Genomic DNA, 26352 nt, shown 5'->3' with positions numbered 1-26352 from the left:
ATGTGCTTTAGCGTTCAAATTGATAAAAATATAAAGAATCTTGCTGCAAGATTTCACTCCCAAATCGATGTGGCCGCCTTCCATCAATTAAAGAATATGAGAGAGTATGCAAACGCTCTAGGGCCAGATGAGTTCAAAAAAGTGATGGGATTAAAGAGAGTGCCCAAGGGAGAGTTATTTAAAACACCTGAAGACGATGGAAGAGTTTATCCTGGAGTATTTGCACCGGTGATCGTTTTAGAAAATAATAAACGAGTGATTAGACCCATGCGCTACCGTGTTCGACCAGCACACAGTAAGGAGGAGATTCCTTCTAAGTACAATGTCTTCAATGCAAGAGTTGACTCCCTAGAGAAGAGGAAAACTTGGGAAGGACTTTTCATGAGAAGTCACGGACTCTTTCCCTTTATCAAATTCTTTGAGTGGGTAAGTGATAAAGGAGATAAGAGATTAATCAACTTCTCGCCAGAGGATTATGAAATCATGTGGGCACCTTGCCTCTACGATTTTTGGCAGAGTGAAGATAAGAATATTTTCTTTCATTCTTTTGCCCTTATCACAGATGATCCCCCTAAAGAAATAGAGCAAATGGGACACGACCGTTGTCCAATATTTCTTGAAGAGAATATGATAGATGCTTGGCTAAGCCCAGAGAGAAAATCAAGAGAAGAGATTTATCAAATTCTTGGAAAAGCACACCGCCCACATTATGAATACGAGTGGGCAGGTTAGATTAGCAAACCTCTAAAGTTAAGTTTGGTTCAACTATAAAGAAAAGTTTAATCAGTCTATCTGTTGAAAACTCATCTATCCTATGTCTTAAAATCTTACTCATCTTCGCTTTATCTATGCCAATCCTTTCGGCCAATTCTTTTTGAGTTAAGTTGTGCTCGATTTTGTACTTCAAAAACATCTGGCAAATATCCCATCTAAATTTTTCAAGTGGAGTAGGGTTATTTGGGAGCATCAATGTCCCTTGGGTGCGAGTGAGTTTCTTAGAAATACTTTTTAATTCTTTCTCTTTAGGGATGACCATCTTAACTCCTTCTATATGCATTGATAACGCCAACATAAGAGTCTTTCATCGGTCATTATATCATCTGTTGCCAAATATGGCAACTTACTAAAGTAAGGGAATAGATAATTTTGAGTCGAGTGAAAATTTAAAGAATGGACGTAAAAGTTGAATGGCAAGGCCAGACAAGAATAAGAAAACCCTGCAATATTTTGTGGAGGGTGTATAGTGAGGGAAATAAGAAATTAAAAGAAAGGAGATAGCATGAAGACAATCGGCTACGCTGCTCACGGAGTGAGTGAAGAGTTAGTTCCATACCATTTTGAAAGAAGAGAGCTGCGCTCAAATGATGTCAGTATTGAAATCCTATTTAGTGGAATTTGTCATTCTGACTTACACACAATAAATGGTGACTGGGGAGAGCAGCCTTATCCGCTCATTCCTGGGCATGAAATTATAGGAAAAGTTGTTGGAGTTGGCGCTGATGTGAAGACTTTTAAAGTTGGTGATCACGTTGGTGTTGGCTGTATGGTAGATAGTTGCCAAGAGTGTAAGCAGTGTAAGGGCCATGAAGAGCAATTCTGTAGTAATGGCTTTACTGCGACCTACGGTTCAAAGGATAGAGTCGATGGAAGCATCACTCAAGGTGGTTACTCCAAGCATATCGTTGTAAGAGAAGAGTTTGTTGTAAACGTTCCAAAGCAGTTAGATATCTCTAAGGCCGCTCCAATTCTATGTGCAGGAATTACAACGTACTCGCCACTAAAGAAGTGGAATGTGACTAAGGGAACAAGAGTGGGAGTTATTGGTCTTGGTGGACTTGGACACATGGGAGTAAAGCTTGCAGTGGCCATGGGTGCTGAGGTAACAGTAATCACAAGGTCAAAGGATAAGCTTGAGAGTGCAAAGGCAATTGGAGCAAAAGGAATACTTGTCTCAACAGATGCCTCTGCAATGGAGAAGGCCTCAAATAGCTTTGATTTTATTTTAGATACAGTTCCTGTAAAGCATGACTTCAATATCTATACACCTCTTTTAGATATTGATGGCTCTCTAGTTGTTGTTGGGCAAATTGGTGCAATGGAAGAGCCTCAGACTCTACCTCTGATCTTTGGAAGAAGAAGAATTTCAGGCTCTCTTATTGGAGGAGTTAAAGAAACTCAAGAAGTCTTGGACTTCTGTGCAGAACATGGAATCCTTCCTGAAGTTGAGACCATCACTGCTTTGGAAATTAATAAGGCGTGGGAGAGTTTACAAAAGAGTAATCCAGCACACCGTTATGTTATTGATATGAATTCACTTAATCTCTAAGAATTTAGATTGAGACCTCGTATATCCCTCTCTTGGCCATAACCTTTGGTTTAGTGCTAAGGGGGCGGATATCATAGAGCTCCCAAGAGTAATATCCCTCTTGCCAATATGAGGCACAGGCCGCTTGAATATCGTCTTCAGTAAATTCTCTAATATTCCTAATCTTTACGATGGCGACAGCCCTTGCATTTGGATCTGTTTGACCAAGACCTCGAAGAAAGATTTCATTCTCAACAATGACGAGATCAGTATTTAGATCAATTGTTGGTTTCCATGATCTAACTTCAATAGTCTTGATTCCTCTGGCAATATTTTCTCCATTAGGTGAGACGATAGAGATCGCAGGGTACTTCTTCATTTTAACTCACAATGGAGAAGATACTTAGCATGAAGATTCGCCCTTTACCTGTAATGAGGACTTCCTCTTCTTCTACCTGTAGAAGATCGTGCATAATGAGGCTATCTAGCGTTTCACTTTGAATAAGTGATTTAGGCACTCTGTCTTCAAGAATAAGTTTATTCATGACTTGAATGATTTCTTTATTAGAAAATACTTTTATCAATTCTAGAAAATTATCTATGGCCTGGGGATTGGCAAGTGAGCTTTCAAGAACGTCACGGGAATTAAAACCTCCAAAAGTTGTATGGACAGTTTTGTGGGGAGTTGTCGGAGCATGTACTCCTGTGCAAATCATTCCATGAGGATATTGATCCTCATACTTTTGCATTAATTCACGTAGCTCTATAGATATATTTGGCTCTTTCAATTTTCTTCTCCAAGCTAGAAACGACTTCTATCAGTATAGCGTGTTTCAACAGTGAAGTTTCTCTTTACGTGTCTTGCTAAGAAATTCATCTTCTTTGCTTCTATATGCTTAAGGCGTGTACAGCCGTGAGAGTCAATGCTTCCACTCACATACTTTGAAGAGTGAAAAGCAATTCCCAAGTGATAGAAAGTGGCCCAAGGCATATCTTCATTCTCTGTATTTCTATAGTGATCCATAACAAAGTAGCCTGGAATACGATCAGTTACATCTCCACCAAGTCCCATCTCTCCATCTTGTTGGAGGTGGAAGTATCCATTCTCATTTTGATTTTCCATTGGATTATTTTGATAAACATAGAGAGACTCAGGTGTGTAGTTTCCGCCTGAACCATCGTACCATGGTCTACCTGGGCTCGTGACCCAAGTTGCGATATGGTTACCAGTATTCTCATCACCATTTATATAAACATAGGCCCTATAGCACATTTTAGATGTACAAGAACCGTAGTCAGGAGCTTTTCTATCTAGCTTTACATCCGTAACAACAACGTGAACGCTCCTAATACCATTGAATGTATATGTTCCGTCTTCATCCATTACTGAGTAATAAGACAGATCGTCTTTGTAGCCCATATAGCCTTTAGAGTTACATCCGTTTAAATCGCCAAGTAGGTGATCGACCTCTTTTTTCTGGGCCTTTTCACATTGTCTGATCCATTTTGGAGTGAGACCAAATCTATAATTTGAAAAGAGTGCTAAAGAAGAGTCTGAAAGGGCGAATAAAACCACTGCATAAGTTGCAAGAGTAAAACGATGGGCCATTAATAAATCCTATTTGTTAAATGTTTAATGACTAAGTAGCAAGGGGATCACCAATTGCTAAGAGAATAATCTTAGACAGCACTAGGTATGAAAATTATACAAGAATTGATCTTAAGTCTTATAAGAAGTAAATTAGTCTGAAGAAGGGGTTTATCTATATGTTGACTTATATAAAAGCATTTGCAGCAGGTTTCTTATCCACATTAGTTTTTCATCAAGGTCTCTTTGGACTTTTTTATTTGGCAGGTCTTGTTCCTAGAGCTCCATTTAATATGACAGCAGTGCCACCTCTTGGTGTACCAAGTATTATTTCTCTCTCTTTCTTTGGTGGCTTGTGGGGGATTATTATTTGGCGTTTGATTTCTAGTCATACTGGTGCAAAGCACTGGTTTAGAAGTTTGATCTTTGGCGCTATTGGCCCAAGTGCAGTGGCCCTTCTCATTGTCTTCCCTCTAAAGGGAGTGGAAGTTTCTTTAATTATGATTCCCTTTGCATTGATCTTAAATGGAGCGTGGGGAATTGGTGTTTCTCTTTTTATGAAGTTTTTTAAGTAGGTCCTAGTAATGAAAGTTGGAATTTTTTCAGAAAAAATAATGAATTTATATAGAGAGGGAAGCTTTTCTTTTGATGCTATCAAACTTGATGGAGTGGAAGATGAGCGAATTACTGAGATGAACTCTCTAATTGTTGGCTCTCTTAAGAATGATGTCGTAGAAAAGTGCGCTAAACTAGAAGATATATTTATCCCTTTTACTGGGCGCAATGGTTTTGATGAAAACTTTATAAATGAGAGGGGAATAAATATTCACTCTACTAGTATCCACGCTAAGTTTGTCGCTGAGAGAGCGCTCTCTCTCGGATTATCCCTGCTTGGACGAATTGTTGAATATGATCAAAAGCTTAGAGAGGGAAGGTGGTCTCGAAGAAACTTTGATGATCGTACTTCATGGGACTCGATGTTTAATAAGAGAGTCGGAATATTTGGCTATGGAGAGATTGGAAAGTGTATTGCAAATTTAGTTGCTCCATTTAATTGTGAGGTACGCGCACTTTCAAGAAGTACGAAAGAGAACGTTATAAATACTAGCTCACTAACTGAGTTAGTGGAGAGTTCTGATATTATTTTTATTTGTGTGCCTCTAACTGATGAGACTAGGGGAGTGATTGATAAAAGTATTTTAGACCTCATGAGAGATAAGATTTTAATCAATATTGCAAGAGGATCAATCGTTAACGAAGAAGATCTCTTTAATTCCCTTAAAGAGAAAAGCCTCTTGGGTTATGGTTCAGATGTTTGGTTTAATTATCCTGATAGAGAGAGTGATGAGGCAATGCCGAGCCGTTTTCCAATCCAGAATGAGAGAGTTGTGATGACGCCTCATTGTGGTGGTTTTGCCATAGGGGCCGAGCGCATGAGATACCTCGACACCTTAAGGCAAGTAGAAGAAGTCTTCTTACAAAATTAGCGACAACGCTCTTTGTATCCAACTCCGTAGTGGTGCTTGTACCACTTATTTTCTATTTCGCTAAACTTCTTATGAATGTAATCACAGTCAGGCTTCAAGCCCTGCTCATACATATAATCTAGTCCCTCTGCTGATCGTACGTATTCTCTAGCACGAAGGACTACTCCTTCTTTATCGATAAACTTTCTAAAAATATCAGCACCTGCTTTATGTAAGATCTTCAACTTCTTACCAGTCGAAGCAAGATAGACTGGAAACTCACCACTCTTAGTGGAGGCTTCAAGATACGCACCTTTTTCGATAAGAAGGTTTAGAACTTCCAGTACTTCTTCTTCAATATCATAGTCGACTTTCGAAGATGACATTCCATGAATATATCTAAACTCTTCTGACATAGGTACTAGTGGTGACTCTATAATATCATTCGGGTCGTATCCTTCCTTTAGCAACTTGGCCATCTTGTTATACTCACTATAGTTATAGTAATTGGCCATAGTACGACGCTGACTATATGAGGGCTCATAGGCGCTTGAGCTAAAAGAGGTTATTAGAATTAAAAATGCTAAAAAAGTCTTCATTGAAATTCTCCGTAAAGATATATGAATATTTATTCTTAGTACTTAGTTATTGGATTAAGATATTTACTTCATCCTCTGCATGTATTTTACAAATGCCAGAGCATGCAACTACTTTGAAGCTCTCTTTGGATTCGGTAGCACATTGATATCTAACTATTTCTCCGTTTAGGGCCCTACAGCTCTCTTCCATATTCTCGATCGCACGCTCTGGGTAGAGTTTGATTCCTTTCTTAGCAGAATTTACTCCAACTACCGGGGAGTAGAAAGTTGAGATTGTGTTGGCCGCGGAAGTAAAACTAATAAGTAATAATCCGGCTAGAAATAGTTTCTTCATATCTGCTCCAGTGAGATCTAGGGTTTATGTCTTTATTTTCACATAAGTCTTAAGATAGCGGTGGTTAAATGAAATAATTTTAGAGGTGTAGAATTTATTGACAGTGTTCAGCTTGACCAAATTTATAGAAGTACTAGGAGCTATTCAAAGATCTCCATTATTAATTAACCGGCATTTGCCTCAAGGAGCACACGATTTGACCTTAGAGATATGTTGAAAATCTCTATGAGCTCAGGATTCTTAGAGTTAACTTTGATGATATCATAAGCAAATGTCAGTTCTGGTCGAAGTTGTCTCTTTGAACCTTTACTTTCCACCAATCTAATAAAGCCTAAGCTTTCAAGCTGCCTGCAATCCTTAAGAATGTGAGGATATTTCCTATTGAGAAGACTCTTTTCCAGTTGGTAGACGGACTCTGGCTTTAAGCGAGATATGGCCATCAGTATTTGTAACTTATTTTGACTCATTACCCTTTTGAAAGTTTCAATTGAGTCAAAAGACAGTTCCTTTTTATGAAATTTAACTTCTTTTCCATGGAAAAGAGCTCCGTTTATTTCATTTAAGAATTCATCTTTATTTTGAAAGTTAATGTTTAACACTTCTAAACTCATGTGAGTAACTCCTTTATTCGTTCCTCAAAGATAGTCCAGGCTCCTTGCCAGTCATCTGTATGAATTTCTTCTCTTGAGTCATGCACTTCTGGGAGCTTGTCATGCTCATGAAAGCCAAAAGGTTTATGATTATCAATTAAAATCACAAGCTTTTGCTCACCATTGCTATCAATTTGAAGTACCCTAAAAACTGACTTTACACCGATTGGAGGATATTTATTTTTATCATCTGTCTGTTTAATGGAGACATCTATAAGGTAGGTCTCTCCATCTTTGCCAGTTGCTATCCAGTTCCTATTAATGGGTAACTTTGGGCTTCTTCCAATTCTCATTATAAACCTTTTGAGGATGTGTACGCAAGTTGTATATACCTTATTCGTATATATGCAGCTTTTTAAAGTAATTTCAGGTGATTATGAAAATAGAAGCAAAATATTTAATTCAATGTTGAAAGTCTAATTAGTACAAATTGCTCATAAATACTGCTTAAGTTTATTCTCATAAGTTATATAGACATTGCAGCACTAGCAAATTAGTAAACTTTAAAGCAAACTCTAGGTTGTAAATGTTAACTTTATTTCAAATTAGATACGGTTATGGCATTAGCAGGGGGTTATTTTTATTAAAATATTAACTATAAAAAAACATATAGAGCATCAGCAAAATGCTATTTCAAACTTGAAGACAGATTTAAAAGCTGCCTTTGTTCTGCCTGCTATTGCAATACTTGTTTTAATTCTATCTTACTTCTTTGATTATTTTGTAAGTATGAGAGAATTTATTTTTCTAGATTGGAAAATCGTGACCATATGCTTGAGCTATCCGTTTATCTGGGCACTTTATCGCTATGTTTTTAGTATTTATAGGGTTAGTTTTAAGGGTTGAGTCTGATTTTCTTAGTGGAGGAAGTCAAAATGAATGGTAGCCAGAGGCAGATTTGAACTGCCGACCTCCGGGTTATGAATCCGGCGCTCTCACCAACTGAGCTACCTGGCCACAATTTCATCTTGAAGTGAGAGCCATACTAATGGAGCAATTTAGCACCGTCAACAGATAATTGTAGAAAATTCTCCCTTTTTTCTATAAGTTATAAATATGAAATCACTAGATTCAGTGCGTGAGAGATATTGCCGAAGTGTCTTTTCCCACCTCTATAAATTTATGAATAGCACTGGCCACCTTGAGGGGGAGTCAATTTGTGTCGCGCTCTCAGGGGGAGTGGACTCTGTGACATTGCTCTATTGCCTTAAGTGGATTGAGCAAAACTTCAATGGACCTCGAATTAGTGCTCATCATATTAATCACGGAACTCGAAGGGAGAATATTCGAGAAGAAGATTTCTGTCGTGAGCTTTGTCGTGAATTAAAGGTACCACTTAAGGTATCAAAAGTGTCGCTCGATCTATTGTCCACAAATTTTGAAATGAAGGCGCGCGAGCTTCGCTATGCTGAATTTAAGAATGAATTGGCACCTCATTCATTCATGGCCCTGGGTCAGCATATTGATGACTCATATGAGTGGAGTTTAATGCAAAGTTTTAGAAGTGCTACACCAAGTACTTCTCTAGGAATTCCCGTTTGCAATGGATCTTTTATCAGACCTTTTATGTGCTTAACTAAAGATCAAATTAAAACCCTTGCTAAGAAGTTAGAGCTTACTTGGTATGAAGATCATAGCAACGATAATGTGCGCTTTGATCGAAATTATATAAGAAAAAATATTACTACTTCCATAGCTGATCGCTACCCAAAGTATTTAAAGCACTATGTGAATCGCTCGAATTCTCTGGCCAAGACTTTAGGGCTAAGCGTTTTTAAACCTAAGAAGAGTTCGAAGAAAATTTTAAAGAAGTCTTGGAAGGGAAGAGGAGTCTGTTTTATTAATACAGACTTTAAATCATCTTTTGAAGTTGATCGCTCCGAGATTTTAAAAGCAATTTACTCTCTCTCTAAAAATAGTAGGGGAAGCTTACACGATCAAGTAGATAAATTTCTCGCTCTTGGTAAGAATGGTAAGTCAGGGCCTCTTATATTTTCTGGCGGTGTTAGGGGGTATAGCTCTAAGGGCTGTCTCTTTCTACTGGGAGAAGAAGGGCTCAAATTCTACAAAGAATATGATCTCGAATTATTAAATAAGTTAAAGAATAATAACAAAGCTACGCAGATTCCTGATGGTGGCTTAAGAAATAAGATCTTTTATGCAACAGACTCTTTTTGGCCATTCTTGGCCTTTGGACCGGTAGCTAATGAAAAGACGCTAAAATCTCTTAAAAAGGCCCATCCGCTTTTACCTTTAAGCACACAATATTGTTTGGATCATGGGATATGGTTTCAAAGTCTGAGTAAAATCCTTGATATTTCGCACAAAAACCTAAAATTTTACCTTTAATTTTCTAAATTGCTATGTGCCATGAGCTTTATTTTGTTACACTAATTGTAATTATTTAAAGTTGTATGACTTGAATGATTGTAAATAGATAACTAAAATACATAACTTTAAATAAAGAATCTCAGAAGAAGAGAATATTTTAAAACTTTTAAGGAAGATAATGAAACAACAACAGAAAACTTGGACACTTTGGATTTTTCTTTTCTTGGCCATGGTCTTAATTTGGCAAGCCACGAACCAATCACTTAATAAAGAGAAAATTGTAGATTACTCAACTTTCTTGACTCAAGTTCAAGGGAAATTTGTTGATGATGTGACTTTCCTAGGTGACCTCACAATTAAAGGTAAATATAAAGACAGCTATGAAAACGGTTCTCACTTCACTGTGACAGCTAAGACTGACGAGTACACAAAGAAATTCCTCCTAGATAATGGAGTGAATCTTAAATATAAGAAAGAGCAATCGGGAAGCTTATTTACAACACTTCTCATTCAATGGGCTCCAATGCTCATTCTCTTTGTTCTTTTCTGGTTCTTCTTAAAGCAGCTACAAGCAGGTGGTGGAAAGGCCATGAGCTTTGGTAAGTCAAAAGCAAAACTTCTTAGCTCACAAGATAAGAAAGTTACTTTCGACGATGTTAGTGGTGTTCAAGAAGCAAAAGAAGAGCTCTTTGAAGTGGTAGACTTTTTAAAAGATCCAAAGAAGTATACAGGCCTAGGTGGAAAAATCCCTAAGGGTTGTTTACTCGTTGGTCCTCCAGGTACTGGTAAAACTCTTCTTGCAAGGGCCGTTGCTGGTGAAGCCGATGTTCCATTCTTCTCAATTTCAGGTTCTGACTTTGTTGAGATGTTTGTAGGTGTTGGTGCTTCAAGAGTGAGAGACCTATTTGAGCAAGGAAAGAAGCAAGCTCCTTGTATTATCTTTATTGATGAAATTGATGCCGTTGGACGCCACCGTGGACACGGTATGGGCGGTGGTCACGATGAGCGTGAGCAGACACTTAACCAACTTCTTGTAGAGATGGATGGGTTTGAGTCAAATGAAGGTGTTATCATCATGGCCGCAACCAATAGACTTGATGTTCTTGATCCAGCGCTACTGCGTCCAGGTCGTTTCGATAGAAGAGTTATGGTTGGACCTCCAGATGTAAGAGGACGTCTTGGAATCTTAAAGGTTCACGCAAGAAAAACTCCTTTAAATGAAGAAGTAGATTTAGAAGTTATCGCTAAAGGGACTCCAGGATTTACTGGTGCTGATCTTGCGAACCTAGTTAATGAGGCCGCGCTAACTGCTGCACGTCTAGGGAAGAAGAAACTTGAAATGGGTGACTTTGAGTCTGCAAAAGATAAAGTTCTTATGGGGCCAGAGAGAAAGTCTATGGTTATCTCTGATAAGGAAAAGCGTGTTACTGCTTATCATGAAGCAGGTCACACTTTAGTTGGAATTAATCTTCCTCATACTGATCCAATTCATAAAGTATCAATCATGCCAAGAGGCGGAGCTTTAGGTGTTACTCAAACTCTTCCAAGTGAAGATATGCACAATCTAACGAGATCAAAATCTGAAAACCTCATCGCCTTTTTAATGGGTGGTCGTTGTGCTGAAGAAATTGCTTTCAATGAGATTACTAATGGTGCTTCAAACGATATTGAAAGAGCAACTCAACTTGCTCATAGCATGGTTTGTTCTTGGGGGATGTCAGATAAATTAGGACCTAGAAATTTCTCTAAGCCAGGTGCTTCACCATTTGGTGGACCAAGCTCAGATTCAATTGGTTACTCTGATGAGACATCTAATGAAATCGATGCTGAGATCCACAGAATTATCGACGATAATTATAAGTTAGCTCTTAAAATTCTTAACGAAAATAGAGATGCACTTGATCGTCTATCTGAAGGGCTTATTCTTTGGGAAACTCTTGATCTTAAACAAGTAGAGGCCCTTATTGCTGGTAAAGATATTGGTGTTCCACTTATCTCAGATAAGAAGAAGCCAACGCCAAGTAGTGATGAAGAAGCTCCAAAGACTGAAGAAGTAAAATTAGATGAAGACACAAACGAAGAGTCTTCTAAGGACGGCGGAGCTGTTCCAGTCTAATTTAGATCAATATTCAAATTTTCAAATGATGGGAGTGATTAACCTCACTCCCAATTCTTTTTCAGATGGTGGTCGCTTTAACGATCATCTAGATGTTCAAAAGCAATTAGATAAATTTAGAGAGTATGGTTGCAAGGTCTTTGACTTTGGGGCCGAGTCTACAGCACCTTTTAACGATGCAATTTCTCTGGAAGAAGAACTTTCGCGCCTAGAAATTCTCTTTGATTTAGTAAGAAATAACTCTTTCAAAGAAGATGAAGTTCTATCTCTAGACACTTATAAGATAGAAGTCTTTAGAGAGTTTGCAGCCCTTGTTGCTAAATCTAATCTTAGAAATAAAATTATTTTCAATGACGTATCTGGTGCCCTCGATCCAGAGCTATTCAATCTTTTTAACGACTATAGTTTTGACTATATTTATTCACATTCCTTAGTTTCAACAAGATCTCAAGCTTCATCTCATATGGACTACCTTAGTGATGAGCTAGATCTTAGAAATTACTTTCTCACTGCTAGGGATGAGTTCTCTAAACGTGGTTTACTAGAGCGTGTGGCCTTTGACCCTTGTTTTGGTTTTTCTAAAACAGCAGATCAGAATTTAAGGTTACTAGAGAGTATTAAAAATTATACTGATTTATCACAGAAGTGGCTCTTAGGGATTTCTAGAAAATCGTTTCTTAGAGGGCTTTCTAACTCAAAGGATCGAAGTGAGCAATTCTTCTTTAGTGAATTACTCCATGGGCAAGTCCTTAAAAATTGGATGAGAGATATTACAGAGGCGGAAGTCCTAATTAGGTTACATGACCCACAAATCTTTCACTTCGCTCAATTAATGAAATAATTCCCCTGTTTTCACTATATTAATTATTGTATTTAAAAAACGCCTTGCGCAATTCTGACGCGTACCGTAGAACCTCTCTATTCAAAAAATAGGAGAATATATGACCTGTTCATCAAAGGCAGTAATATCTGCTTTGCTAATGTTGTCGGCGTTTAATGCCAGTGCTTTTATAGATAAAGTTGTTTATGGGGATGATAACCGTGTCTTGGCCCAAGAGTCTGCGAATGCAGAGTTTAGAAGCTGGTCACAGGCCACTGCGGCGATGATATCAAAGTCTGATATCAGAATGCCAAAAGAGGGAGACCTCTATCCTGATACAGCGACTATCTACGATAAGTCGCCACTAGGTGAGGAGTATGGATTATGTGAGGGGGAAACATTTTCTGAACTTCTAAACCCTGCTAATTGTAGTGGTTTCTTAGTGGAAAAAAATGGACAGCAATATCTTGTAACAGCAGGACATTGTGTTGAAACTAAGCAGAGTTGTGAAGGAAGTTCATGGGTCTTTGGTTTTACGTCAGATACTATCTCCGACAAATATAATGATCGCGCATTTGTAGCGGCCAAGAATGTTTATAATTGTGTAGAGGTTGTTGATCAAGTTCTAGAGTACAGCTCTGAGAATGACTACGCGGTTTTAAAGCTTGATCGTAAGGTTGAAGGTGTGACTCCTTTAGAGTTTAGAGTTGATGGAAAAGTTGATGCTAATGATGAGATGGTTGTTATTGGGCACCCTTCAGGACTTCCAACAATAATTGATGATAAGGGAAGTATTAGAAAGAATGATCACGACTTCTTCTTTGAAGCAAACTTAGATACTTTCGGTGGAAACTCTGGTTCGGCCGTAATCAACGTTAGAACTGGATTAGTTGAAGGTATTCTTGTTCGTGGTGAAACGGATTATGCTTACGAATCACGCGACGATGTAAATGGTGGTTGTAGAGTTGTCATGGAATGTGAAGAAGGTGAATGTAGAGGTGAGGACGTTACAAGAATCACTAATATTGAACTTCTAACAGATAAGCCAGGACCGACTTACACTCCTAGCACAAATGATAGTACTGACTATCGTAACTATACACCGTGGACAGATCCTGATCACTGGTATGATGACTACGATGAGTATGATTTCTTAGTTGATTAATTCAATATGCGCTCTTTAGGTTAATCTTAGAGAGCGTTTTTTATTTCTTACTTTCTTTTCCAATACCACTTTCCTAGCAGTCTAAATTCTTTTAAAATATAGTTATGAGTTTAAGAATCGGACAAATTGCGCTCCATTCAAAAGATAATAAAACGCTAGCTTCATTTCTTAGCGAGCTATTAGATATGGAAATTTCATTTAGTGGAGAGGCCGTAAGACTTACTAGTGAAGAGTTCTCTCTCGTCATTATTGAAGACCCTGACATGTCCCCAAAGAGCTCTATGGTTATTGATTTTTTCACCGATTCTTTTGAAGAGTTGCAAGGGCTTATTCAAAAAATTGAGTTTATCAAATACCGCTACCGCATAACTTTTGTCACTGATGAGGGAAAAGTTCTTGAAGAAGTAAAGATCCACAACGTCGGTCATCTCCACTATTTCTTCCTGTCAGACACTGATGGTAGACGATGGAAGTTCTCTTATCGCGAGAACAAGACGCCCGTTGTCAATCCTTTTGTAAAATAGATGTAAGAAGTTGTTAGTGTACATTGAGTCTTTCACTCGGTTTAATGCTTTCACCCAATTGAATGGCAATTTATAAAAGGAAGGTTTTATGAAATTAAGGATGATCGCAGCGACAGCAGCACTTGCATTATCTGCGCTTTGCGCAAATGCATCGGTAGACAAAGTAGTCTATGGTGATGACAATAGATTAGATATCTTTGAAGTAACTAACCCAACTCACTTAAAACTTGCTAAGGCAACAGCAGCACTTGTTAAGTCTTACAATGTTCAAGATATGAGAAGCGGAGAGTCAAAGCTTAGCGGTGGTAATTTAAACGTTTGTTCTGACGAAAAATTTGACGGACAATTAACAGCAGCTTTCTGTTCAGGTTTCCTAGTAAACCACGAAGGTAAGCAATATATGGTTACAGCAGGTCACTGTATTTCTAACCAATCAGCTTGTGAAGGAATTAAGTTTGTATTTGATTACGCTGTTTCTGAAGCTGGTCAAACTGAGCACAACGTTGCAACTTCAAGCGTTTACTCTTGTAAGACACTTGTTGATAGACAATTAAATAGATTTGATAGCAATGACTACGCTGTAGTTGAGCTTGATAGAGTTGTAACTGATAGAGATGCTCTTTCTTTCAGAACAACTGGTAAAGTAAATGACGGAGAAGAAATTCTTGTTATCGGTCACCCTTCAGGACTTCCAACTAAAGTTGCTGGTGACGCTTACGTAAGAGACAATGGTCCTTCTAAGTACTTTGCTACAAACCTTGACACTTTTGGTGGAAACTCTGGTTCAGCAGTATTTAATGCAAGAACTGGTGAAGTTGAAGGGATCCTAGTTAGAGGTCACAACGACTACACTTACAGAACTGGTCCAGATGGACGTAGCTGTAAAGCTCCTGAGTACTGTTCAATGGACGGTTGTAGAGGAGAAGATGTTACAAGAACAACTTCAATCGAATTCTTCCAATAAGAAATAGTTTCTTAACACTTATAAATTTAAGCCTATCTTCGGATAGGCTTTTTTTATTTTATTTTTCTCTTTTCTTCTTTTAGTGCAATACCCTGATTATCACGCTGAGCGATTGGTATAATGTCTTGATTGGGCCAAATCCCACTTTTGAGAGTACTCGCATACTCACTTGGAAGATTCTTCTTATTCATTTTCTCTGATGTGCTCTTAGAGTTATAGCTAAATGAGTGCAAAGAAGCCCAAAGTCCATCCTCTAGGGTGAGTTCTAGATACCACGCTCTAGTTGTTCCATCATTTGCTGGCATACCTATTACTCCAGCATTAATCCAGTAGTGGTTCTTTAGCTCTTTTAGAAATGGGATACCGCTATGGCCTGCGATAACGATTTGCTCATCTGCAAGTGGAGCAACCTCTTTCTCAAAGATCTCTATCGAAGTTTCTTTAAAAAAGAATTTAGATATATCGTTTACTCCTCCGTGGATGATGCGAAGTGAGTGGTCTCCAAATTTAATACTAAAGCTCGCAGGCAGAGTTCTTAGATAGTTCATGGATTCTTCTGTAACATTACTTCTAATATACTCGTACCAATTTCTTGAGAGGATATCGCACTCTGTGCCCTCTTTGAAATTACACCCGCAATTTTCCTGATCACCTACAAGTTGTTCTTCAACATTTCCATAGATAGAGTTAATGCCCCACTCTTTGAATACTTCGATCGTCTCATTAGGATCAGCACAATAAGCTAAGATATCACCAGTGCAGAAAATATCTTTAGGTGAGATTCTCTTCGAGTCTAGAATGTTTTTTAACTCTATAGTGGCTTCAAGATTACTATAGGCTCCACCAAAGAATATAAGTTTCTTAGAATCTCTTCTCTCTAATTTCATACTCTAGCTCTTTTCACTTTTTCTCTTTGGGAAAATAAAGGCCAGAAGAACAAAGAGAGCAAAAGAGATGAGAGTGGCCCAAATATTTGTATAGAGAAGTGATCCATACTTACCAGTCCCTATCGTACCTCCAATAGATTTCGTGGCAAGAAGAACTCCAAAGACAAGCCCAGTGAGAATACTAGCGTAGTAGGATGCTTTGTGGGGTCTGCTCCAATTAGAAAATATAAAGATTGGGGCAAGACCTACTACCATAGTTCCACTAACAGTTGTCGCACTAAGAATTGAAGGTCCCGCGTGAATCATTATATTTCCAAGAATCGCCAAAGTGATCATGGAGATGCGGGCCAGAAGAATTTTATCCATTTTTATATTGGAAAAGAGATCAATTGAGATGAGTTTACCAATAGAGGTGAAAGTTGAATCAATGGTAGAGCTTGCACTACTTAGCATGATTACATTCATAATGATTACTACGATTACTCCAAAACTTTTGGCCGTCTCTATAATGACATTGCCCTCAAGGTTCGCCGTTTTAAAATAAATACCTATGAAGCTAAAGATGAAAATAAAAATAAAACCAAGGACTCCGGAGAGAATGAAGCCCTTAAGCATTTTACTTTCTTCAGTGATAAATCCTCTATCTGTCATGACAGGGTCGTGGAAGGGGTAACTCCAAATTTGTATCATTGCCACTAAGATTAAATCTACACCACCGCTTAGAGACCAATTATTATTGGCCATGGCCATAGTCATATCCGTCTTTGGAAGTATGAATCCCAGTAGAAGTAAGAGGAGAAAAGTTGTTAGTCCCATTTGAATAACATCTGTAAGAATACTACTTCTTAGTCCTGACTTTAATGAATAGAGAAGCACTAGTCCCGTTGTGGCCCAAGTGGCCATAATAAATGAAGAGGAGCCATTACTTCCAAAGAATTGTCCAACTACCATTGTGTTAGACCAAATCTCATTCCAAAGCCTAAAGACTAAAATAAAAGAGAAAAGCCAAGTGGCCCCTTGCCCATACTTTGTATTTAAAAATTCATGGATACTTCTAAAGCCAGCTTTTTTTAGTCTATAAATAGTAAAGCCGGCCACAATGAAAGAGAGCCAATAGGTAGCATAAGCGATGCCGCCAACCATGGAAAACGAAGAACCAAGGGCCGCGGTATTGTAGATTGATTTTGCAAAGATCCACGATATAAGAAGAGAGGAAGTTAATGTCTTTAGTCCTATCTCTGATCCATCTTCTCTTTTTGCGCCGAAGAATTGTGCTAATTGATTACCTGGTTTGAGTGCTGGTGAGATGGCAAACATAAGTGCTGAAAAACCAAGAAGTATAGTCCAATTCATTTAAAATCCTTTTTAAATAGTTACTTATAAGTTTAATGGATTTCTCATGGCCAGCAACAAGAAAGTTTAGTGAGTGCATCAATCAATTTAGTCGGGTATGTGCGTCAAAAAACCACCATCTACTTTGACACCAGGGACGTTTTCTTAAATGTATGGCCTTGAAATTGGGTGGTAAAAAGTGGCACAGAATATGCTTATATATATGTAGACTCCTAGGATGGGGGTCTAGAGAAAGAGATAAATTTCATCAAGGAAGATGATTGTGAGAGACTCAAAAGCCAAGTTGATTCTTGGCGCAGCAGTGTTGGTTCTTACCACTTCAGCTAGCGCTAAGAATAGACTTATTATCAAGTACAGACCTGTTATTGAAACTAGCCAATTTAAATCAAAATCTGAATTCGTAAAAAAGAAATTCGCCTCTAAAGAAGAGATGCAAAAAGAGTATGAAGCGCTCAAGAACTCCTCTATGGTCGAGTCCGTAGAGGTTGATGCTCTTCTTACAACACAGCAGATTCATGCTGAGGCAAACTCTAGTGACTCGCGCTTTTCTGAGCAATGGTCGCTAGGGAGAAGTGATGGTGGTATCGAGGCCCAAGAGGCATGGGATATCACTAAGGGAAGTTCTAGCACTGTGGTTGCCGTTATTGATACGGGAGTGGTTAGTCATAGTGATTTAAATTCTAAGTTGCTTCCAGGTTACGATATGGTGAGTGACCTAAGTTTTGCAAATGATGGAAATGGTCGTGATAACGATCCAAGTGATCCAGGAGATTGGATCTCCTTTGGGGATAGTTGTTACCAAGGTCAGAGTCGAAACTCTACTTGGCATGGAACTCATGTGGCGGGAATTATCGCTGCCTCTTCTAATAATTCTAAAGGAATTGCTGGAGTTAATTGGAATGCAAAAATACTTCCTGTAAGGGCCCTTGGAAAGTGTGGCGGTTATACGACTGATATCGCCGATGCAGTTAAATGGGCGGCCGGTGTTTCAGTTGCTGGTACGCCTACAAATCAAAATCCTGCCTCAGTGATTAATCTCTCCCTTGGGGGAAGTGGTCCTTGTAGTGCTTATATGCAAGATGCGATTAATCAAGCGAAGTCTAAGGGAGCAGTGGTTGTCGTTGCTGCCGGAAATAGCAGCGCCAATTTAGATACAACTGATTTTACACCTGCAAATTGTCAGGGAGTTCTTGTGGTTGGCTCTAGTACTCAGAATGGATACAAGAGTTATTTCTCTAATTACGGAAAGGTTGTTGATGTATCGGCACCTGGAGGTGGAAATGGTTCAAGTGTATTGAGTTTAGGAAATACAGGAAGCACTACTCCTAGTAGCGAGAGCTATGTCTATCAAAGTGGAACGAGTATGTCGGCACCTCACGTCGCAGGAATTGTTTCACTCATGAAAGGAGTTAACCCTGGACTTTATCCAGATCAATTAATGGCCCTAGTAAAAGAGGCCGCAAAGAGTTTTCCTTGGTCAAGTGGATGTGAAGATGGAGAGTGTGGTAGTGGAATTGCTCTAGCGTGGAGAGCGATTGAGTTGGCCCAAGTTGAATCACCAGACTCTACTTTTAGAGATACGGAAGAGACTAGAGCGGGGACAGCTCCTATTTCGCAATCGCCGACTATGAGTACTTCAGGGGACTCTGGAGGACTTTGTGGAAGCGTTATCTATAAAGACGAGTCAAAGAATAACTCAGCAGGTGGCTCACTCTTTATGGTTATTGCCTTTGCTCTAATATCTATATCATTACTTAAGAAGAAAATAGTGGCCTAAGAGAGACTTAGGCCATGGATGGATCAAATTATCTACAAGGAGTTTCCCAAGTCACAACTCTATTTGTGCTTGAGTCTCTTCCTGTGAAGCTACCAACATTTTCTGATGTCGATGGCTCAAGAACGTTTAAAGACATATTTGTAACTCTAGTTGAGTAGTAGTACTCAATTCTTCTATATCCATAGTGAGTCACAGGAAATTGAGAACATTCAGATCTACAAATTTGACGTCCTCTATTGTTAACGTGACAAACTTGTCTACATCTAGTTTCATATCTTGTGTATGAACAAGACTCAGTTTCTCTTCTTGTTTCTGATCTTGAGTAATCAGTGTGAATTCTTCCTTCAAAGTCATACTTCTGTCTTACGTCAGCACCTTGAATGTAGAACTCATCGTTTCTATCATTGATGTCTAAATCATCTGGAAGTTTAATTTTGATTTTCTTATCAATTCCTGACAGATCGATTTTTAAATTATCAAAGCTTGTAAAATCAAATTCTGCTTTATAATTTCCTGCTGGAACTTTTACGCTCACATATTTGCTAGAGATAATGCTCTTCTTTGTTTTAAAGACGAGGTCTTGTTTTGCTGTAAATGTACCGTCAAGGTCATTACAAGATACGAACCCGATTAGAGTCATAAGTAACATCAAGTGTTTCATCGCTTTCTCCTATGAATAAAAACTTTTGATGATCTTATGAAATTTTTCACAAATAGAAAAGGGCCGTATAGGACTATGTGATTTTTTCAGGATAAGAAAACGGATACTTAGGCAGCTTGGTCTAGGTATTGGCAAGTAATGAGAATTCTCTCGTCTAGAATTTCACAATTATCTACTATGCAATTGATTGGCATGGTGGTCTGCTTGAACTTTTTAAGCTTCTCACTATTTATCTGAATCGTTGAATGTATAGGTAATTCTTCGCGCGAATAGAGAGTGACATTATTTTCGTCAAAATTTACTAATTGAAAATCGTGAATAATATTTGTGATCTCTAAAAGAGAGATAAATTCTTTTTTCTGATCTGGTGTTGGGTGAGATGAAACTTCCATGAACTCATATATTTTCTCCACTAAAATCTCTAGTGGTTCTGACTTTAGAAAATATTCACTCGCACCAAGTTTAAATGCAGTTTCTATTTCTAGGAGATCGTGCTTATCGCTAAGGACGCAAACTTTATATTGGGGTCTCGTTTTAACTTGTCTCTCACTTAGAGTCGCGAGAAACTCGAGACCATTTAATTTAGGCATCATTAAATCTAGAATAATGAGATCAACTTCTTGTCCATTTTTAATGATGTAGTCAAATGCTTTATCGGGAGCGGTGAAAGACTTTATTGAAAAGCCTTCGCGCTTTAATTTCTTCGCTATAAGTTCTGTATAATCTTTGCAGTCATCTACTATTACAACGTTCTTACCAAGCATATCAACTCCCTTTCGAAGCATTAATACTATTTAAGCGTAACTCCCTAGCAAAAATATGAAGCAAAAATTAATTTCTATTCATCATTTATGCTGAGGCAATAATCTTGTAACCCTCGCCGTAGACGGACTTAATTTGAAAATTCGATTTCTTAATTTTTCTTCGTAGAGCTGAGATATAGGTATCTATCATGCGATCATTGGCCGAAAAATTTCCGGGAGCTATATGATTTAATATCTTCTCTCTACTAAGAACACGATTAGTATTCTTTAAAAGTAAGTGAATGATTTTGAATTCACTACTTGTAAAGTGTACGCGCTCTCCAATGACGACCACCTCTTGAGAGGGGATGTTGAGAGTGATGTCTTCATAGTTTTGAATTTCATTTTGATCAGTTCTAGAGACATTTCTAAGAACGGAGTTAACAACTTCTTTTAACTCTTCAGTCTCAAAAGGTTTCTCTATATATTGAATTGCACCTAGTTTATAGCCTGTTACACGACTATTACTTCCGGTTTTAGATGAGAGAAAAATAATAGGAGTATTCTTCATCTCGTCTCTTGATTTTATTTGTGAGCAAATCTCATAGCCACTTGTATCGGGCATCATGATATCTAGTAGAATGAGGTCTGGACTAAACTCTATGGCCTTAGTTAGGGCCTCTTCACTATTTTGGGCCATCTCTAAAATATACTTATCACCTAAAACTTTTTGCACTAGGATTCTGATGTCTTCACTGTCATCAACGACTAGTATTTTAGATTTCATCATAATTGCCTCACTATTTATTGATATTAAATATATTTTATTCCTGAATGAAGTATTTCAACCTATAGATTTTCTAAAGATTTGAAGAACCTATAACTATCCAGAAATTCGTGTATTTAACCATGGCATATTAATAGACTGGGGTCAATAATTTCTCTTTTATTAGGCCTTTGAGGATATTTGTTGCCACTAAATCACTCATCTCAGATCTGGCCTTAAGTGTGGCGGATCCGATATGTGGAGTTATCGTCACATTTGGAAGTTTCAAAAGGGGAGAGTCTGCGCTCATAGGTTCTGGGTTTGTGACATCAAGACCAGCTCCCCAAACTTCACCATGAGTAAGGGCCCAGTGAAGATCAACTTCGTTGTGTATTTCACCGCGGGCCGTATTGATAAATATCGAGCTGGACTTCATTTTCTTGAAAATATCTCTATTGAACTTTCCCATTGTTGTAGCATTAAGGTCACAGTGAACGCTGATAATATCACTCTTTTCTACAAGCTCATCAAAGCTTACTCTCTTTGCAGGAAAGTCATTCTTTTCAGTTCGAGAAGTATAGAGCACTTCCATATCAAATGCCCCTTGGCACATTTTGGCGAAACTTTGTCCGATTCTGCCGGCACCAAAAATTCCCAAAGTCTTATTGGCCAGACTTTGTCCTAGAAATCCCATCGGCTCCCATCCCTTCCAATTATTGGAAGCAATGGAGTTGTGGGCCTCAGTGATTCTTCTTGCACTTGAGAGCAAGAGTGCAAAGGCCAATTCTGCCGTTGCATGGGTGAGAACATCGGGAGTATTGGCCACGGGGATTGCAAGCCTCTTGGCCGCTTCAATATCTATATTATTAAACCCTACAGCATAGTTGGCGATGACAAGTAAGTGCGAGTTTTTCTCTAAGAATTCTTCATCTATTTTATCGCTTAGCATAGTGATTAGAGCATCGGACTCTTTTGCAGCGCTGTATAGTTCTTCTTTGGTGATACCTTTTTCACCTTGGTGGACGTTCACTTCGTGACCCGCACTGCGTAGAATCTCTATTCCTGACTCAATTATTGGCTTTGTAATAAAAATTCGCATGTTTTCACCCTATATGACAGTAAATGAAAGGTTTTTTCAAAAGACTCAAACCTATTAATTTTCCATAATATTAACTACATAAATTTATTTTTTAAAGACTAAACATTTAAGTCCCAACAAGGAGGTACCCATGAAAAAGATGGCCCTAGGACTTGGACTATTATTCTCAGCTAGCACACTAGCTTCTACTGTAGCCATTATTGATTCTGGTACAGATATGAAACACAAAGATATTGCTCCTAAAGCATGGATCAACTCTGTAGAAATTCCAGATAATAATAGAGACGAAGACCGCAATGGATACCAAGATGATATCTATGGATGGAACTTTGCTGAGAGCAATAACCAAGTTATTGACTATAAGTATCTTGGAACTCTTAACGAAGACGTAAGAAAGTTCTTCATCGTTCAAGAAAAGATGATGAGACAAACGGCTACTCAAGAAGAAATTGAATGGGCCAGAGAAATCTTAAAGGATGAGGCATTCATCAAGAGAATCTCTATTTATGGTAACTTCATGCACGGAACACACGTTGCTGGTATCGCTGCAAAGAAGGCCAATAACGCAAAAATCATGGCCGTTAAATTAATTCCAACGGAAGTAAAGCTACCGGGTCAAGACAAGATTTCTAAGAAAGATGGATTTGCTCTTAAGATGTTTAAGAAAGGTCTAGAACTTTTGGCCAAGCAACAAGCAACCATGATGGAAGAGATTGGTTACTATGTTGACGGACATAAGGCTGATGTTGCCAACGGTTCTTTTGGTACTGGTTACCCACAAGCTCAGCAAATTACAGCTATGCTTTATAAGACGCTTTTTAGAAAAGATCCAACTCCAGAGCTTAATCATGAATTGAGTTTAGTATTTTTAAATGCAGCAGTTAGAGAGAATGCAAGACTTGTAGAAGTTGCACCAAATACTCTCTTTGTTTTCGCCGCAGGTAATGATGGATTAGATAATGATAAATTCCCAACTTCTCCAACAAATATCCAAGCTGACAACGTAATCTCTGTTGCAGCAACTATGGGAAGAATGGCCATCGCTCCTTTTTCAAATTACGGTAAGGAAATGGTTGATGTAGCCGCTCCGGGTGTAGGAATTCTTTCAGCTGCTCCAGGTGATGAGTACGTAAAGGTTTCTGGAACTTCTCAAGCTGCTCCATTTGTTGCAAATATTGCAGCGAGAGTAAAAGATGCTAACCCATCTCTTTCTCCTGTTGATATTAAGAAAATTATTATGGGAACAGTTGACTATAAGAACTACCTTACTGATAAAGTTTTAACAGGTGGTCTTGTAAACCCTGGAAGAGCTGTTCAGGCAGGTATCCTTTCGGGAACAAGAAGCGTTGAAGATTCAATTTCAGCTGCTAGAGAACAAGTAGCAGATGTTGTTGTTGAAGGTGAGGCAAAGTCTCTTCCATTAATGGGAAGCGGATTTGTTATCCCACTTCCATCAATGTTTAAATTCTAAAATAAATTCTATGGGGAGGAGAGTATCCTCCCTTTTTTTCTCTAATTCCATTAAAATTACTAGTTTTGTCACAATTTGTGAGTTCTCATCGTAGAGATTGATGTATGCATTGAATACATTGAATACATTGAATACAAAGAAGAACGCAAATATGAGACTCTAACTATGTATAAATACGCTTTAATTCTACTCTTTACCCTCAACGCCTATGGCACTTCCTTTAATGAGGCGCTAGAGATGCTAAGTGAGCATCAAAGTGTTAAGTCAATGCTATCACTCTCAAAATCGAGCTATGCCAAGGGAGATGGTCAAAATTCATGGGGAGATCCCGTGCTTAAAATAGCAGCAAAGAATCTTCCTGAAGATAGTTTAAAAAGGGATCAGTCTCCAATGTCTGGTATCGAAACTTCTATTAGTCAGAAGATTGCCCTCACTACGAAGTATTCCAATATGGGGGACTCAATAAGGGCCAAGGCAAAGGCCCTAGAATATAGTGCTCTAGACGCTTTTAGAGAGTTAAAGGTTTCTCTGTGGAATATAGTTATCTTAGAGAGGAAGTTAAAAGAAGAGAGAGAAATACTAAAAGAGAATTTCGACTGGCTAAATAAAATTATTAAAGTCACTAAGAAATTATATGTGAATGGTAAAGTTTCAGGGCAGGCCCTACTTGAAATCCAGATTAGAAAATCAGAAGTGGAGATGAAATTAAGTAAAGTCGATTACGATCTCTTAAAGTTAACTAAATCCCTTGAATATCTACTAGGAGAAGGAAATGGGGAAATCGATGCACAGACAATACCGTGGAAAATTCTAAAGACAACTTCTGAAGTTGACTTCGACTATAAGGCCCTCGCCCTAAAAGAAAAACTCAGTGCGCAGAAGCTTGCTCTATCAGCTTCAAGAAAGAACTTTATCCCAGATGTTACCATTTCTGTTGGTCATACTAAACGCTCCAATATTGATGGAAAGGGAGACTTTGTTTCAGGAGCGATTAGCTTCTCTATTCCTATTTCATCTAAGATGTACGCTTACAAGAGAGAGCAATCATCCTTACATCAGTCTGCACTTTTTGAGTATAGAAATTATCAAGATTCAAAGAGACGAGACAGTGATCAGTTAGAGATTGAGTATAAGAAAATAAAAAAAGATCTAGAGATTTTAAGTTCTAAGACTATTAACTTTGCCAAAGACTCTAGGGCCATAACATCTAAATCATATGGACTAGGAAACTCTAGTTATGTTGAACTACTACAATCGGAACTAAAATTACAAGAACTCTTGATGCTTAAATCTGACCTCCTCTCTAAGCGAGATAGCATAAAGGTTCAACTCAAATATAAACGTGGGGAAAAACTCAGTGAATAGATACCTAATTATAATTCTACTATTTCTAAGCTTTGGTTGCGACAAGTCCGGGCACTCGAATCACGTTCATGATTCAGACTCTAAGTCAGGGAGTGTAAAGACTTATTATACTTGTTCCATGCACCCTAGTGTAAAAGAGGATGCTCCAGGAAAGTGTCCTATATGTCATATGAATTTAACTAAAGTAGAAGTTGATGACAGTATCGAGAGTAAAGATCAAGTGTCCAATACTCCTAAAGTTATCTATAGATGTAAAGATTATCCTGAAGTCACAAGTGAAGTGAAAGAAGAGTGCCCCATTGATGGAACGATGATGATTAACGATTCACTTTTTGAAGCTTCTAAAATTGTAGCGAAGGTAAAACTTCGAAGCTCACAACTCTCTCACTTTAAACCAGACTACTTTCCCGTAACTTCAATGCGAATGACAAAGAGGATTCGCTTACTTGGGTCTGTACTTCAATCTGAGGAAAAGGAGAGTAATATTCCCGCTAGAATCGGTGGTCGTGTAGAGAAGGTCTATGTTAAATCAAGTGGTAGTTTTATACGCGTTGGGGATCCCGTTGTTGAAATCTATAGCCCTAAGCTCATTACTGCAGGAGAAGAGTACCTTGTTGCAAGAGAGAGTTTTTCTAAGACAAAGAAGCGTGAATTTAAAGAGATGCTTGAGCAATCCAAAGAAAAGCTTAGGCTCCTAGGAATTAGGAGCAAACAGATAGAGAAGTGGTATAAAGACAAAACTATTCCAAAGAATATTATTATCTATTCCAATACAACGGGTGTTGTTAGAAAGAAGAACGCCTTTGTTGGTGCCTATTTTAAGGAGGGACAGAATTTCTTCGAACTCTCAGATCTCTCTGATGTTTGGGTGGAGATGGATGTCTATGAACAAGATTCCTCGCTTGTCCAATTAGGTCAACGGGTAGAGCTAGAGTTTAGTGCTCTTCCTGGTGTGAAGATAAATGGTGTCATTGATTTCATTAACCCTGTTCTTGATTCACAGTCTCGCACCCTTAAAGTTAGGGCGACAATAAAGAATGAATCGGGCAAACTTCGCCCTGGAATGATTGCTAACGCTGTACTTGAAATTAAATTTGATGGACTCCCTCTAGTCGTACCACGCTCGGCCATCATCGATACAGGTAAGAGAAAAGTTGTTTGGCTCAAAGTTTCTGATAAAGACTTTAGGGCGCTATCAATTCAAACTGGGTTTGAGTCTGACGGTTATGTAGAAGTAGTCACTGGACTTAAAGAAGGTGATCAAGTTGTTATAGAAGGGAATTTTCTTCTAGATGCACAGGCGCAGCTCTTTGGTGGCTATGAAGACATGGAAAGTTCTCCAGCAATGGAAGGACATAATCACTAGGT

Annotated in this window: 28 protein-coding genes and 1 tRNA gene; 14 read left to right on the top strand and 15 right to left on the bottom strand. The window is 38.3% G+C overall.

The genetic code is table 11. The annotated features are described in order from the left end of the window. On the top strand, positions 1–732 hold the full coding sequence (locus BMS_RS08490) for an SOS response-associated peptidase family protein (protein WP_052590625.1): 732 nt from the start codon (positions 1–3) through the stop codon (positions 730–732). Between the two features lies 1 nt (position 733). Here BMS_RS08490 and BMS_RS17735 read toward each other — a convergent pair whose 3' ends face one another. Beyond that, positions 734–1072 (bottom strand): XRE family transcriptional regulator, encoded by a 339-nt coding sequence (locus tag BMS_RS17735; protein ID WP_014244399.1) that lies wholly within the window; start codon positions 1070–1072, stop codon positions 734–736. Positions 1073–1279: 207 nt separating this feature from the next. Between BMS_RS17735 and BMS_RS08480 the strand changes: the two genes are divergently transcribed. Next, on the top strand, positions 1280–2326 hold the full coding sequence (locus BMS_RS08480; protein WP_014244398.1) for an NAD(P)-dependent alcohol dehydrogenase: 1047 nt from the start codon (positions 1280–1282) through the stop codon (positions 2324–2326). Between the two features lie 4 nt (positions 2327–2330). Here BMS_RS08480 and BMS_RS08475 read toward each other — a convergent pair whose 3' ends face one another. From BMS_RS08475 to BMS_RS08465, 3 genes are read right to left on the bottom strand one after another with little or no spacing between them, the layout of a single operon-like run. Beyond that, entirely contained in the window at positions 2331–2684 is a 354-nt protein-coding gene (locus tag BMS_RS08475) for an ASCH domain-containing protein (protein ID WP_014244397.1), read from the bottom strand. Between the two features lies 1 nt (position 2685). Beyond that, positions 2686–3093 (bottom strand): hypothetical protein, encoded by a 408-nt coding sequence (locus tag BMS_RS08470; RefSeq protein ID WP_014244396.1) that lies wholly within the window; start codon positions 3091–3093, stop codon positions 2686–2688. 14 nt (positions 3094–3107) lie between these two features. After that, entirely contained in the window at positions 3108–3914 is an 807-nt protein-coding gene (locus tag BMS_RS08465; RefSeq protein WP_014244395.1) for a L,D-transpeptidase family protein, read from the bottom strand. Positions 3915–4072: 158 nt separating this feature from the next. Here BMS_RS08465 and BMS_RS08460 point away from each other — a divergent pair, with 158 nt between their 5' ends. Together BMS_RS08460 and BMS_RS08455 are read left to right on the top strand one after the other, a co-directional pair. Further along, positions 4073–4468, top strand: coding sequence for a hypothetical protein (locus BMS_RS08460; RefSeq protein WP_014244394.1), 396 nt, complete (start codon positions 4073–4075; stop codon positions 4466–4468). 9 nt (positions 4469–4477) lie between these two features. Then, positions 4478–5380, top strand: coding sequence for an NAD(P)-dependent oxidoreductase (locus BMS_RS08455; RefSeq protein ID WP_014244393.1), 903 nt, complete (start codon positions 4478–4480; stop codon positions 5378–5380). Here BMS_RS08455 and BMS_RS08450 read toward each other — a convergent pair. The 5 genes from BMS_RS08450 to BMS_RS08430 form a co-directional block, all read right to left on the bottom strand. Further along, on the bottom strand, positions 5377–5838 hold the full coding sequence (locus tag BMS_RS08450; RefSeq protein ID WP_157868263.1) for a hypothetical protein: 462 nt from the start codon (positions 5836–5838) through the stop codon (positions 5377–5379). The genes BMS_RS08455 and BMS_RS08450 overlap by 4 nt on opposite strands. 166 nt (positions 5839–6004) lie before the next feature. Next, a complete protein-coding gene (locus tag BMS_RS08445) occupies positions 6005–6292 on the bottom strand; it encodes a hypothetical protein (protein ID WP_044557437.1) in 288 nt (95 codons plus the stop codon). A gap of 164 nt (positions 6293–6456) precedes the next feature. After that, a complete protein-coding gene (locus BMS_RS08440) occupies positions 6457–6903 on the bottom strand; it encodes an HVO_A0114 family putative DNA-binding protein (protein ID WP_014244389.1) in 447 nt (148 codons plus the stop codon). After that, positions 6900–7235: a hypothetical protein gene (locus tag BMS_RS08435; protein ID WP_014244388.1), complete on the bottom strand. Its 336-nt coding sequence runs from the start codon at positions 7233–7235 to the stop codon at positions 6900–6902. Before BMS_RS08435 ends, BMS_RS08440 begins: the two co-directional genes overlap by 4 nt. 587 nt (positions 7236–7822) lie before the next feature. Then, a tRNA-Met gene (locus tag BMS_RS08430) sits at positions 7823–7899 on the bottom strand. Between the two features lie 99 nt (positions 7900–7998). Between BMS_RS08430 and tilS the strand changes: the two genes are divergently transcribed. From tilS to BMS_RS08400, 6 genes are all read left to right on the top strand, one after another. Beyond that, entirely contained in the window at positions 7999–9291 is a 1293-nt protein-coding gene (gene tilS, locus BMS_RS08425) for a tRNA lysidine(34) synthetase TilS (protein WP_014244386.1), read from the top strand. Between the two features lie 160 nt (positions 9292–9451). Continuing rightward, the gene (gene ftsH, locus BMS_RS08420; RefSeq protein ID WP_014244385.1) at positions 9452–11389 is read left to right on the top strand and encodes an ATP-dependent zinc metalloprotease FtsH; all 1938 of its coding nucleotides are present in this window, start codon (positions 9452–9454) and stop codon (positions 11387–11389) included. Beyond that, entirely contained in the window at positions 11337–12230 is an 894-nt protein-coding gene (locus tag BMS_RS08415) for a dihydropteroate synthase (protein WP_014244384.1), read from the top strand. The genes ftsH and BMS_RS08415 overlap by 53 nt, the downstream gene beginning before the upstream one ends. A gap of 100 nt (positions 12231–12330) precedes the next feature. Next, positions 12331–13374, top strand: coding sequence for a trypsin-like serine peptidase (locus BMS_RS08410; RefSeq protein WP_014244383.1), 1044 nt, complete (start codon positions 12331–12333; stop codon positions 13372–13374). 104 nt (positions 13375–13478) lie between these two features. Beyond that, on the top strand, positions 13479–13898 hold the full coding sequence (locus tag BMS_RS08405) for a hypothetical protein (protein ID WP_014244382.1): 420 nt from the start codon (positions 13479–13481) through the stop codon (positions 13896–13898). Positions 13899–13986: 88 nt separating this feature from the next. After that, the gene (locus BMS_RS08400) at positions 13987–14862 is read left to right on the top strand and encodes a trypsin-like serine peptidase (protein ID WP_014244381.1); all 876 of its coding nucleotides are present in this window, start codon (positions 13987–13989) and stop codon (positions 14860–14862) included. A gap of 53 nt (positions 14863–14915) precedes the next feature. Here the strand turns inward: BMS_RS08400 and BMS_RS08395 are convergent, their stop codons facing one another. Together BMS_RS08395 and BMS_RS08390 are read right to left on the bottom strand one after the other, a co-directional pair. Next, complete coding sequence (locus tag BMS_RS08395; RefSeq protein WP_014244380.1) at positions 14916–15749, bottom strand: metallophosphoesterase family protein; 834 nt, start codon at positions 15747–15749, stop codon at positions 14916–14918. Positions 15750–15752: 3 nt separating this feature from the next. Further along, positions 15753–17102 carry an SLC5/6 family protein gene (locus BMS_RS08390; RefSeq protein ID WP_014244379.1) on the bottom strand — a complete coding sequence of 450 codons (1350 nt, stop codon included), beginning with the start codon at positions 17100–17102 and terminating at the stop codon, positions 15753–15755. Between the two features lie 262 nt (positions 17103–17364). Between BMS_RS08390 and BMS_RS08385 the strand changes: the two genes are divergently transcribed. Continuing rightward, positions 17365–18879: a S8 family peptidase gene (locus BMS_RS08385; RefSeq protein ID WP_157868262.1), complete on the top strand. Its 1515-nt coding sequence runs from the start codon at positions 17365–17367 to the stop codon at positions 18877–18879. Between the two features lie 28 nt (positions 18880–18907). Here the strand turns inward: BMS_RS08385 and BMS_RS08380 are convergent, their stop codons facing one another. The 4 genes from BMS_RS08380 to BMS_RS08365 form a co-directional block, all read right to left on the bottom strand. Next, positions 18908–19540, bottom strand: a complete 633-nt coding sequence (locus BMS_RS08380; protein ID WP_014244377.1) for a hypothetical protein — start codon at positions 19538–19540, stop codon at positions 18908–18910. Between the two features lie 107 nt (positions 19541–19647). Further along, positions 19648–20304, bottom strand: a complete 657-nt coding sequence (locus BMS_RS08375; protein ID WP_014244376.1) for a response regulator — start codon at positions 20302–20304, stop codon at positions 19648–19650. Positions 20305–20389: 85 nt separating this feature from the next. Next, entirely contained in the window at positions 20390–21073 is a 684-nt protein-coding gene (locus tag BMS_RS08370; RefSeq protein ID WP_014244375.1) for a response regulator transcription factor, read from the bottom strand. A 127-nt stretch (positions 21074–21200) separates the two neighbouring features. Beyond that, a complete protein-coding gene (locus BMS_RS08365; protein ID WP_014244374.1) occupies positions 21201–22148 on the bottom strand; it encodes a 2-hydroxyacid dehydrogenase in 948 nt (315 codons plus the stop codon). Positions 22149–22278: 130 nt separating this feature from the next. On the opposite strand from BMS_RS08365, the gene BMS_RS08360 reads away from it, so the two are divergent. The 3 genes from BMS_RS08360 to BMS_RS08350 all read left to right on the top strand — a co-directional run bounded on the left by BMS_RS08360 (position 22279) and on the right by BMS_RS08350 (position 26350). Then, on the top strand, positions 22279–23619 hold the full coding sequence (locus BMS_RS08360; RefSeq protein ID WP_014244373.1) for a S8 family serine peptidase: 1341 nt from the start codon (positions 22279–22281) through the stop codon (positions 23617–23619). Between the two features lie 165 nt (positions 23620–23784). After that, positions 23785–24984 (top strand): TolC family protein, encoded by a 1200-nt coding sequence (locus BMS_RS08355; protein WP_014244372.1) that lies wholly within the window; start codon positions 23785–23787, stop codon positions 24982–24984. After that, on the top strand, positions 24977–26350 hold the full coding sequence (locus BMS_RS08350; protein ID WP_197536765.1) for an efflux RND transporter periplasmic adaptor subunit: 1374 nt from the start codon (positions 24977–24979) through the stop codon (positions 26348–26350). The genes BMS_RS08355 and BMS_RS08350 overlap by 8 nt, the downstream gene beginning before the upstream one ends. The last annotated feature ends 2 nt before the right edge of the window (positions 26351–26352 follow it).

This window comes from Halobacteriovorax marinus SJ (assembly GCF_000210915.2).
Classification (GTDB): domain Bacteria; phylum Bdellovibrionota; class Bacteriovoracia; order Bacteriovoracales; family Bacteriovoracaceae; genus Halobacteriovorax; species Halobacteriovorax marinus.
Note: the sequence above shows the minus strand (reverse complement) of the source record. Positions and strands in the feature narration are given on the sequence as shown.

What these genes read in the sequence shown, in the direction of transcription:
- BMS_RS08490 (WP_052590625.1), top strand. Translation starts at nt 1, where the DNA reads ATGTGCTTTAGCGTTCAAATTGATAAAAATATAAAGAATCTTGCTGCA.
- BMS_RS17735 (WP_014244399.1), bottom strand. Translation starts at nt 1,072, where the DNA reads ATGTTGGCGTTATCAATGCATATAGAAGGAGTTAAGATGGTCATCCCT.
- BMS_RS08480 (WP_014244398.1), top strand. Translation starts at nt 1,280, where the DNA reads ATGAAGACAATCGGCTACGCTGCTCACGGAGTGAGTGAAGAGTTAGTT.
- BMS_RS08475 (WP_014244397.1), bottom strand. Translation starts at nt 2,684, where the DNA reads ATGAAGAAGTACCCTGCGATCTCTATCGTCTCACCTAATGGAGAAAAT.
- BMS_RS08465 (WP_014244395.1), bottom strand. Translation starts at nt 3,914, where the DNA reads ATGGCCCATCGTTTTACTCTTGCAACTTATGCAGTGGTTTTATTCGCC.
- BMS_RS08460 (WP_014244394.1), top strand. Translation starts at nt 4,073, where the DNA reads ATGTTGACTTATATAAAAGCATTTGCAGCAGGTTTCTTATCCACATTA.
- BMS_RS08455 (WP_014244393.1), top strand. Translation starts at nt 4,478, where the DNA reads ATGAAAGTTGGAATTTTTTCAGAAAAAATAATGAATTTATATAGAGAG.
- BMS_RS08450 (WP_157868263.1), bottom strand. Translation starts at nt 5,838, where the DNA reads ATGGCCAAGTTGCTAAAGGAAGGATACGACCCGAATGATATTATAGAG.
- BMS_RS08445 (WP_044557437.1), bottom strand. Translation starts at nt 6,292, where the DNA reads ATGAAGAAACTATTTCTAGCCGGATTATTACTTATTAGTTTTACTTCC.
- BMS_RS08440 (WP_014244389.1), bottom strand. Translation starts at nt 6,903, where the DNA reads ATGAGTTTAGAAGTGTTAAACATTAACTTTCAAAATAAAGATGAATTC.
- BMS_RS08435 (WP_014244388.1), bottom strand. Translation starts at nt 7,235, where the DNA reads ATGAGAATTGGAAGAAGCCCAAAGTTACCCATTAATAGGAACTGGATA.
- tilS (WP_014244386.1), top strand. Translation starts at nt 7,999, where the DNA reads ATGAAATCACTAGATTCAGTGCGTGAGAGATATTGCCGAAGTGTCTTT.
- ftsH (WP_014244385.1), top strand. Translation starts at nt 9,452, where the DNA reads ATGAAACAACAACAGAAAACTTGGACACTTTGGATTTTTCTTTTCTTG.
- BMS_RS08415 (WP_014244384.1), top strand. Translation starts at nt 11,337, where the DNA reads ATGAAGACACAAACGAAGAGTCTTCTAAGGACGGCGGAGCTGTTCCAG.
- BMS_RS08410 (WP_014244383.1), top strand. Translation starts at nt 12,331, where the DNA reads ATGACCTGTTCATCAAAGGCAGTAATATCTGCTTTGCTAATGTTGTCG.
- BMS_RS08405 (WP_014244382.1), top strand. Translation starts at nt 13,479, where the DNA reads ATGAGTTTAAGAATCGGACAAATTGCGCTCCATTCAAAAGATAATAAA.
- BMS_RS08400 (WP_014244381.1), top strand. Translation starts at nt 13,987, where the DNA reads ATGAAATTAAGGATGATCGCAGCGACAGCAGCACTTGCATTATCTGCG.
- BMS_RS08395 (WP_014244380.1), bottom strand. Translation starts at nt 15,749, where the DNA reads ATGAAATTAGAGAGAAGAGATTCTAAGAAACTTATATTCTTTGGTGGA.
- BMS_RS08390 (WP_014244379.1), bottom strand. Translation starts at nt 17,102, where the DNA reads ATGAATTGGACTATACTTCTTGGTTTTTCAGCACTTATGTTTGCCATC.
- BMS_RS08380 (WP_014244377.1), bottom strand. Translation starts at nt 19,540, where the DNA reads ATGAAACACTTGATGTTACTTATGACTCTAATCGGGTTCGTATCTTGT.
- BMS_RS08375 (WP_014244376.1), bottom strand. Translation starts at nt 20,304, where the DNA reads ATGCTTGGTAAGAACGTTGTAATAGTAGATGACTGCAAAGATTATACA.
- BMS_RS08370 (WP_014244375.1), bottom strand. Translation starts at nt 21,073, where the DNA reads ATGATGAAATCTAAAATACTAGTCGTTGATGACAGTGAAGACATCAGA.
- BMS_RS08365 (WP_014244374.1), bottom strand. Translation starts at nt 22,148, where the DNA reads ATGCGAATTTTTATTACAAAGCCAATAATTGAGTCAGGAATAGAGATT.
- BMS_RS08360 (WP_014244373.1), top strand. Translation starts at nt 22,279, where the DNA reads ATGAAAAAGATGGCCCTAGGACTTGGACTATTATTCTCAGCTAGCACA.
- BMS_RS08355 (WP_014244372.1), top strand. Translation starts at nt 23,785, where the DNA reads ATGTATAAATACGCTTTAATTCTACTCTTTACCCTCAACGCCTATGGC.